Below are 7,364 nucleotides of genomic sequence, written 5' to 3'. Positions count from 1 at the left end.
CGCGCCGGCGGGGGGTGGCGCGGTGGGGGCGCGCCCCGGCGGCGCCGGACGGACGCCGCCGGGCACCGGCCCCGAGCCGGCGGGAGAGGCCGCGGCCTGGGCCGCGCCGGCCTCGTCGAGCTCCGCGACGACCTCGCCGATCGCGACGGTGTCGCCGGTCGCCCGGAGCGCGCGGCGGAGGACGCCGGCGGCAGGCGCGGGGATGGCCACCGTCGCCTTCTCGCTCTCCACCTCGACGAGCGGCTCGTCGAGCTGGACGGGCTCGCCCTCCTTCTTGAGCCACGCGCCGATCGTCGCCTGGGTGATGGACTCGCCGATCGCGGGGACCTTGACCTGGATGGACATGGCGGCTCGCTAGCGCTCCGGGGCTGCGGCGCGCGTCTCCACGCGTCGGGTGCGCGGCATGGGCTCGCCGAGCGCCTGCCGCACGAGCTGCTCCTGCTCCAGCTTGTGCCGGGTCGCCGAGCCGACGGCGGGGCTCGCGGAGGGCGGCCGCGAGACGAGCTCGAGCGGTCGCGGCAGCCGCGGCGAGAGGTGCAGGTCCAGGTAGTCCCACGCGCCCATGTTGGCGGGCTCCTCCTGGGCCCACACGAGCTCCGCGCCCGCCCGGAAGCGCGCCACGGCCTCGCGGATCGCGTCGGCGTGGAGCGGGTACAGCTCCTCGACCCGCACGATCGCCACGTGGCGCGCGGCGGACGCCTCCCGCGCGGCGACGAGCTCGTAGTAGAGCTTGCCCGAGCACAGGACCACCCGCCCGACCTTCGCCGGCTCCTCCACGGGGTCGGCGATCACGGGCTGGAACCGGCCGCGGGCGAGCTCCTCGACCGGGGACACCGCCCGCGGGTGCCGGAGCAGGCTCTTGGGGGACATCACCACGAGCGGCTTGCGGTAGGGCGAGAGGACCTGCCGCCGGAGCGCGTGGAAGTACTGGGCCGGCGTGGTGAGGTTCACGACGCGCCAGTTGTCGTCCACCGACAGCTCCAGGAAGCGCTCGAGCCGCGCCGAGGAGTGCTCGGGACCCTGCCCCTCCATGCCGTTCGGGAGGAGCAGGACCAGGCCGGAGAGCCGGTTCCACTTCGCCTCGCCCGAGGAGAGGAACTGGTCCACGATCACCTGCGCGGCGTTCACGAAGTCGCCGAACTGCGCCTCCCACATCGTGAGCGCCTCGGGCATCTCCAGGCTGTAGCCGTACTCGTAGCCGAGGGCGGCCGCCTCGGAGAGGAGGCTGTCGCGCACCTCGACGGTGCCCTGGCGCTCGCCGAGGTGGGCGAGCGGCGTGTAGGGCACGCCGGACTGGTAGTCGTAGAGGACGGCGTGGCGGTGGCTGAAGGTGCCGCGGCGGACGTCCTGGCCGACGAGCCGGATCCGCGTCCCCTCGAGGGCGAGGGTGGCGAGGGCGAACGCCTCGCCCGCGCCCCAGTCCACCCCGCGCTGGCCCCGCCCCATCTCCGCGCGCCCCTCGAGCACCTTGCGGAGCTTCGGGTGCACGTTGAAGCCCTGCGGCACCTGGGTGAGCGCCTCCCCGGCGCGACGGATCACGTCGAGCTCGACCGCCGTGGCGGGCTCCGCCGCCGGGTCGATCGCGCCGCCGCGGTACCGGGTCCAGAACCCCGTCATCGGCTCGGCGCCGGGCTGCACCGCGATCTTCGCCGAGGTCTGGTACGCCGCCTCCAGGCGCTTGCGGTAGGCCGCCGAGAGCGCGTCCACCTCCGCGCCCGTGACGGTGCCCTCCCGCTCGAGCTGGGCCGCGTACTCGGCCCGCAGCGTGGGCTTCCGGGCGATGGCGCGGTACATGACCGGCTGCGTGAACGACGGCTCGTCGCCCTCGTTGTGGCCGTGGCGGCGGTACGCCCAGAGGTCGATCACCACGTCCTGGTGGAAGCGCATCCGGAAGTCCACCGCGAGCAGCACCGCCTGGGCGACGGCCTCGATGTCCTCCCCGTTCACGTGGATCACCGGGATCTGGAGCATCTGCGCCGGCCCGGTGGCGTACGTGGTGGACCGCGCGTCGCGCGGCGAGGTGGTGAAGCCCACCTGGTTGTTCACGATCACGTGGATCGTCCCGCCCACGTCGTAGGCCTCGAGGCGCGACATGTTCAGGGTCTCGGCGACGATCCCCTGGCCGGCGAACGCCGCGTCGCCGTGCACCAGCACCGGCACCGAGCGAAGCCGGTCGAAGTCCTGGTAGCGATCCTGCTTCGCGCGCACGCGCCCCTGGACCACCGGGTCGATCCACTCGAGGTGGCTCGGGTTGAAGGAGAGCGAGAGGTGGACCAGCACGCCGTCCGGCGTCTCGCGGTCGGTCGCGTAGCCGAGGTGGTACTTCACGTCGCCGCCGCCGGCGTTGACGATCGCGGTGTCGCGGAACTCGGCGAAGATCTGCTCGAGCGGCTTGCCCACGATGTTCGCGAGCACGTTGAGCCGCCCGCGGTGCGCCATCCCGATGACGACGTTGCGCACCCCGTGGCTGGTGGCGCGATCGACGAGGAACTCGAGGAGCGGGAGGAGCCCCTCGGCGCCCTCCACGCTGAACCGCTTCGCGCCGAGGAAGCGCGTCCCCAGGAACTGCTCGAGCCCCTCCGCCTCGAGGATCTTCCGGAGGAGCAGCTTCTTCACCTCCGGCGCGAGCGCCAGCCGGTTCCGGCTGCGCTCCATCCGCTGCTCGAGCCAGCCGCGCAGGTCCTCGTCGTGGAGGTGGGCCAGCTCGACGCCGAGCGAGCGGCAGTAGGTCTCCTCGAGGCGGGCGACGAGGTCCCGGAGCGTGCGATCGCCGCGCCCCTCCGGATCCGAGGTCGGCCGGTCGAGGTCCGCGCCGGAGAGCCCGAACTGGGCGAGGGAGAACGGCTCGGCGGGCCGGACCAGCCCGAGCGGGTCGAGCTTCGCCCGGAGGTGGCCGAACTCGCGGTACGCCTGGACGAGCCGATCGACCTTCGCCTGGAAGGCCGCGTCGGCGCCGGCCGCGGCGGCCCTCGCGCGGCCGTCCGGGCGTCGCGGCGCGAAGCCCTCCGGCGGCGGCGCCGCGCCCGGCGCGTTCGGCAGCCGCTCGAAGTACGTCCGCCAGGGAGCGTCCACCGCGCTGGGATCGCGCAGCCACGCGTAGTAGAGGTTCTCGACGAAGGCGAGGTCCGGGCTCGGGAGCTCCGGGAGCGGTTCGGTCTGCTCGGGCATCCGTCGTGATCTAATCCCGGCGCCCCGGCGCCGGCCGCTCAACCACACGGGGCCGTGATGTCCGATGCGTCCGATGGTCTCTCCAGCCCCGCCCTCGCGGACGCCGCGCCGGCGACGCTGACCTGGCGCGACGGCGCCGGCGAGCACGCCGCGGCCTGGGTGGCGCCGGGTGCGCCGCCCCCCTCCCGGCTCGGGGCCGCCGACGACCGGACCCGGGCGGCGGAGGCCGTCGCCCGCGCGAGCCGGGGCGAGGCGCTCGTCTACCGCGGCGATTACCACAACGCGCGCCAGCTCCTCGCCGCGATGTCGCGCCGCCTCGCGCCCCGGCCGCCCCGCTCGCGGGACCCGGCGGCGCTGTTCCGGGCCGAGCGCGCCGCGGTCCGGCGCGAGCGCGAGGTGCTCGGGCGGCTGCTCGTCCCGCTCGGGGCGGGGTGGGCCGTCACGCTCGCCCGCGCTCCCGACGTCCGGGTGGCCTGCGAGGAGGCGCTCGGGGCGCCCCCGGAGGGCGCGGCGCTCCTCCCGCTCCGCGATCTCCTCGGGATCGTGGGCGCGCACGAATGGCGGCGTCGAGGCGTCCCGGTCCCCGCGCTGGGCGGCGAGTGCATCCACCCCCATTACGGCGTCTACGCCCCGATCCGGGGCGAGTACGTGGAGCTCGTGGCCCGGGCCGCCGCCGAGTGGCCCGTCGCGGGCAAGCGCGTGCTCGAGGTCGGCACCGGCACCGGCGTGCTCGCCGTCGTCCTCGCGCGCGCCGGCGCCCGGGTCACCGCGACCGACCTCGACCCGCGCGCCGTGGCCTGCGCCCGGGAGAACGCCCGCCGGCTGGGCGTCGCGGACCGCGTCGAGGTCGTCGCGGCGGATCTCTTCCCGGCGACCGCCCCGGTGGACCTCGTCGTCTCGAATCCGCCGTGGGTGCCGGCCGAGGCGCACGGGCCGCTCGAGCGCGCGGTCTACGACCCCGGCGGCGCGTTCCTCGAGCGGCTCGTCCTCGGGATCCCGGCGCGGCTCGCGCCGGGCGGGGAGGCCTGGATCGTCCTGTCGGATCTCGCGGAGCGGCTCGGGCTCCGCGCGCCGGATCACCTCGAGCGGCTCGCCGCACGCGCTGGGCTCCGCGTCGCCGCGATCCGCGAGGCGCACCCCGCTCACCCCCGCGCGCGGGACCGCGCCGATCCGCTCCACGACGTCCGTTCGCGCGAGGTGACCCGGCTGTTCCGGCTGGTGGCCGCAGGGGGCTGAGGGTGGCGCGCCCGCGACCGAACGCGAACCAGCACCCGAACCCGAACACGTTCCCCGTGACCGTGACCGTGACCGTTCCCCGTCCCCGCATCCCGCCTCCCGTGGCCCCTGACCCGTGCCCCGACGACGCGGACGGACCACGGAGACCGGGCCACGGGCCACGCGACCCGGTTCACGGGTCACGGAGAAGCCGGTGACGGTGACGGGCACGGCCACGGGTGCATGCCACACTCGCGTCCTGCGCCACTGGACCTGACACCTGTCAGTGCAGCGTCCCCGGCGCCCCCGCCCCGGCGCCGGGCCTCGGCGGCGGCGGCCGCGGGAGCGCGAGCGAGGGATCGTACCGCGCGAGGAGCGCCGGTCGGCGGTAGCGGACGTCGATGCGCCGGAGCACCTCCTCCACGGGGCGGCGCGGCGTCGGCCGGACCACGAGGCCATGGCCGAGCCGGAGCATGAGCTGGGGCACGCCGGGCTCGCCGAGGAGATCGCGGAGGCGCGCGCGGAGCTCCGGCACCTCGATCGGCTCGTTCAGGTACGAGGCCGACAGCCCCGCGGCGGTGGCGCGGAGCAGGACGCGCTCCAGGGCCTCGCCGGCCGCGACCCACTCCGCCTTCCCGTCGCGCGCCGTCGAGAGCACGAGGAGGGCCCTCGTGCCGAGCGCGCGCCAGCGCTCGCGCTCCGCCTCGACCCGGGCCGGGTTCGTGAACCGGAGCAGGAGCGGCTGCAGGAGCGCCGCCGCGTCGCTCCGACCGCTCGCCCACCCCGGCATCCCGTCCGCGCGCCCGGTGCGGTTGAGGCGGCTCCACGTCGCGTACTCGGAGCGAAAGCGCGGGCTCCCCCACAGCCGGCGCGCCCCCTCGGCGACGAGCTCCGCCACGGGCCGGCGCTGCTGCTCCTCGACGAGGCGGAGCGACACGCCCTCGCGCCGCGCCTCGCGGAGGAGCTGCGTGACGAGCCCCGTGGGCGGCTCGCGGCCGTCGAGCGGGAGCCGGTTCGTGCGGCGGCGCGGGATCGCCTGGAACAGCTCCTCGTTCTCGGGCGACGACGCCCGCCGCTCCTCGAGCCGGACCCGGGCCACGAGCCCGTCGCGCCGGTGCTCGCGGACGACCTCCTCGGAGGTTGCGTGGCCGAAGTGCGCCGCGGCGACGCGCAGGTTCACGATCGCGGCGCCGCACCCCATCGCGAGCTCCCGCCCATCGGGATCCACCGCCGGGAGCGCGCGGGTCGCGTCGGCGATGATCCGCAGCTCGTCCCCCTCGATCTCGAAGAGCCACGGCTGCGCGTTGTGACGCGAGGGCGCGAGGACCGCCCAGGCCAGGAGGAAGCGCAGGCGCTCGGCCGGGCCGCCCCAGACCGGGAAGCTGCGCTCGAGGCCGGCGGGGAGCGTCGTGCTGTCCAGGACCATGTCGCCCTCCGAGGTGTGCGCCCCGCGAATGGTTCCGGCGCTCGACGCGGACCTGAGGTAAATCTTCCAGGGTGCGGTCGGGAGTCCCCCGCCGTGACCCATCGCTCCCCCGGGGGTGGCAACCTGGAAGTCGCGACAGAGCTCCTCGTCATCCTCGCCCTCGTCCTCGCGAACGGCGTCTTCTCCGGCGCGGAGATCGCGATCATCGCGCTCCGGAGGACGCGCCTCGAGCAGCTCGTCGAGGAGCGGCGCGGCTCCGCCCGCGCGGTGAAGCGGCTGCGGGATCGGCCGGAGCGGTTCCTCGCCACGGTCCAGATCGGCATCACGGTCGTGGGCTCCGCCGCCGCCGCGTTCGGCGGCGCCTCGCTCTCGGCCCGGCTCGCGCCCTGGATCGCACGCCTCCCGCCCCTCGCCCCGCACGCCGGCCCGCTCGCCCTCGCGCTCGTGGTCGCGATCGTCTCGTACCTCTCGCTCGTGCTCGGCGAGCTCGTGCCGAAGTCGATCGCGCTGCGCTCCTCCGAGCGCTACGCGCTGCTCGTCGGCCAGCCGCTGCTCGCCCTCTCGCACGTCGCCCGCCCGATCGTCTGGTTCCTCACCGCCTCCTCGAACGCCGTCCTCCGCCCCTTCGGCGACCGGACCACCTTCACGGAGGCGAGGCTCTCCGCCGAGGAGCTCGAGCAGCTCGTGGACGAGGCCGAGAAGGTCGGCGCGCTCGACGCCTCCACCGCGGAGCTCACCTCGCGCGCCCTCGCCTTCCGCGACCTGACCGCCGCGGAGGTGATGCTCCCGCGCAGCCGCATCGTCGCCCTGCCGCGGGACGCGACGCCGGACGAGCTGAAGCGGCTCCTCCTCGAGGAGGGGCGGGCGCGCATGCCGGTCTACGGCGACTCGCTCGACGACATCGTCGGCTACGTGATGGCGAAGGATCTGGCGGCGATGGCGTGGGAGAAGGAGCTCGTCGTGCTCGCGGATCTCGTCCGGCCCGTCCGGTTCGTGCCGGAGAGCGCGCGGGCCGTCCACGTCCTGAAGGACCTGCAGCGGCGCCGGACGCAGCTCGCGGTGGTCGTGGACGAGCACGGCGGCGTCGCCGGCCTCCTCACGCTCGAGGATCTCGTCGAGGAGCTCGTCGGCGACATCGTCGGCGAGCAGGAGCAGGCGGTGACCCTGTTCCAGCGCGAGCCGGGCGGCACCTCGCTGGTGCGCGGCGACGCGCCCATCCGCGAGGTGAACCGCGCGCTCGATCTCGAGCTGCCGGAGGGCGACGGCTACACCACCCTGGCCGGGCTCTGCATCGCGCTGGCCGGCGCCGTGCCCGAGCGCGGGACGCGGCTCCGGACGGACGGCGCCGTGCTCGAGATCGTCGAGGCGTCGCCGCGGGTGGTCCGGATGGTGCGGGTGAAGGCCGCCCCCGAGGAGCCGCGCGAGGCGGAGGGCGGGCGCTGAGAGCTTGTCGAAGAATTCGACGAGCTCTCAGGCCGACCCGCGTGAGCGGGGCGGCGGGTGGGGTGAAGCGCCCGAATTCACTTCGGGCGCGAGGGGCGGGCGACGGCCCGCC

General features: G+C 75.6%; 5 protein-coding genes. 2 read left to right on the top strand and 3 right to left on the bottom strand.

Annotation, left to right across the window (positions count from 1 at the left end; all coding sequences use genetic code 11):
* Both MNZ27_RS22555 and MNZ27_RS22550 read right to left on the bottom strand, forming a co-directional pair.
* Nucleotides 1–345 (bottom strand): biotin/lipoyl-containing protein (locus tag MNZ27_RS22555; protein WP_308198019.1); only part of this gene is annotated, 345 nt, incomplete at its 3' end.
* Nucleotides 346–354: 9 nt separating this feature from the next.
* Complete coding sequence (locus MNZ27_RS22550; RefSeq protein WP_242396321.1) at nt 355–3,168, bottom strand: 2-oxoglutarate dehydrogenase E1 component; 2,814 nt, start codon at nt 3,166–3,168, stop codon at nt 355–357.
* 57 nt (nt 3,169–3,225) lie between these two features.
* On the opposite strand from MNZ27_RS22550, the gene MNZ27_RS22545 reads away from it, so the two are divergent.
* Nucleotides 3,226–4,404, top strand: a complete 1,179-nt coding sequence (locus tag MNZ27_RS22545) for a N5-glutamine methyltransferase family protein (protein ID WP_242396320.1) — start codon at nt 3,226–3,228, stop codon at nt 4,402–4,404.
* 262 nt (nt 4,405–4,666) lie between these two features.
* Here MNZ27_RS22545 and MNZ27_RS22540 read toward each other — a convergent pair whose 3' ends face one another.
* Nucleotides 4,667–5,809 carry an Acg family FMN-binding oxidoreductase gene (locus MNZ27_RS22540; protein ID WP_242396319.1) on the bottom strand — a complete coding sequence of 381 codons (1,143 nt, stop codon included), beginning with the start codon at nt 5,807–5,809 and terminating at the stop codon, nt 4,667–4,669.
* A 150-nt stretch (nt 5,810–5,959) separates the two neighbouring features.
* On the opposite strand from MNZ27_RS22540, the gene MNZ27_RS22535 reads away from it, so the two are divergent.
* Entirely contained in the window at nt 5,960–7,252 is a 1,293-nt protein-coding gene (locus tag MNZ27_RS22535; protein WP_242396322.1) for a hemolysin family protein, read from the top strand.
* The last annotated feature ends 112 nt before the right edge of the window (nt 7,253–7,364 follow it).

It is taken from the genome of Anaeromyxobacter oryzisoli, from assembly GCF_022690765.1.
GTDB classification, from domain to species: domain Bacteria; phylum Myxococcota; class Myxococcia; order Myxococcales; family Anaeromyxobacteraceae; genus Anaeromyxobacter; species Anaeromyxobacter oryzisoli.
This window is presented reverse-complemented; position numbering and strand designations above follow the sequence as displayed.

Excerpts from the sequence above, each read along its gene's own strand:
- MNZ27_RS22545 (WP_242396320.1), top strand. The coding sequence starts at position 3,226 with ATGTCCGATGCGTCCGATGGTCTCTCCAGCCCCGCCCTCGCGGACGCC.
- MNZ27_RS22540 (WP_242396319.1), bottom strand. The coding sequence starts at position 5,809 with ATGGTCCTGGACAGCACGACGCTCCCCGCCGGCCTCGAGCGCAGCTTC.
- MNZ27_RS22550 (WP_242396321.1), bottom strand. The coding sequence starts at position 3,168 with ATGCCCGAGCAGACCGAACCGCTCCCGGAGCTCCCGAGCCCGGACCTC.